This window comes from Legionella quateirensis (assembly GCF_001467955.1).
GTDB lineage: Bacteria > Pseudomonadota > Gammaproteobacteria > Legionellales > Legionellaceae > Legionella > Legionella quateirensis.
In genome coordinates this window covers 1-1,088 of record NZ_LNYR01000015.1, presented here as the reverse complement: position 1 = coordinate 1,088, position 1,088 = coordinate 1, and the positions used below count along the sequence as shown (strand labels likewise).

Here is a 1,088-nt window from a genome sequence, read left to right as displayed (position 1 = left end):
ACCGTTACGGTGTTGCCTGCGGTAATAGCTGTACCATCAATCGCAGTGATGGTATGGCCTGCGTTTTCAAAGGTATCATTGGCATTCACATCAAGATTTGCCACCGTGTCTTCATTCAGGGTTATCGCATCGTTGGCAATATCCACGACTGGATTGATTGTAATGGCAATGCTGTCCGTATCGCTTAAAGTGCCGTCACTGGTGACTATAGTTAAGCTGTCTGCACCGTTGTAATCGGCAACAGGTTGGTAACTTAAACCATCCAAAGCCGTGGTAATTGCAGCAGGAGATCCCGTTAAGGTCACACTGCCCGTTCCGTTATTCGTAATGGTAACCCCTGCTGTTGCCAGTGCCGTTAAGCTGCCGTGTGCCACGGAAATCGTGGTGGTCACAGAAGCACTGTCTATATCGGTGAGGCTTATCGCATTGCCGTTGGCAGAGCTAAAGACCTGAGCGGTGTCTTCATTCGTCGTTTGAGCGCCAGGGACGCTGTTGGTTGGGGCATCATTAACCGGGTTCACCGTGACGTTCACTGTAGCCGTTTCCGTAACTCCGCCGGAAGTCACCGTGTAAGTAAAACTGGTGCTGCCATTGTAATTAGCGGTTGGGGTAAAGTTTAAAGTGCCGTCATTATTTAACAGCACTGTGCCGTTGGCTACCGTTACGGTGTTGCCTGCGGTAATGGCTGTACCATCAATCGCAGTGATGGTATGACCTGCGTTTTCAAAGGTATCGTTATTATTCACATCATAAGTAGCCACCGTGTCTTCATTCAGGGTTATGGCATCGTTGGCAATATCGACGACTGGATTGACTGTAATGGCGATGCTCTCTGTATCGCTTAAAGCCCCGTCACTGGTGACTACCGTCAAGCTGTCAGGACCATTGTAATCAGCAACAGGGGTGTAAGATAAACCATCCAAAGCGGTGGTAATTGCAGCAGGAGAACCTGTTAAGGTCACACTGCCCGTTCCGTTATTCGTAATGGTAACCCCTGCTGTTGCCAGTGCCGTTAAGCTGCCGTGTGCTACAGAAATCGTGGTGGTCACAGAAGCGCTGTCTATATCGGTGAGGCTTATCGCATTGCC

Annotated in this window: 1 protein-coding gene; it reads right to left on the bottom strand. The window is 49.6% G+C overall.

Going from position 1 to position 1,088, the window contains the following annotated elements:
* The coding region (locus tag Lqua_RS08100; protein ID WP_157076133.1) for a tandem-95 repeat protein at positions 1 to 1,088 on the bottom strand (1,088 nt) is incomplete at both ends.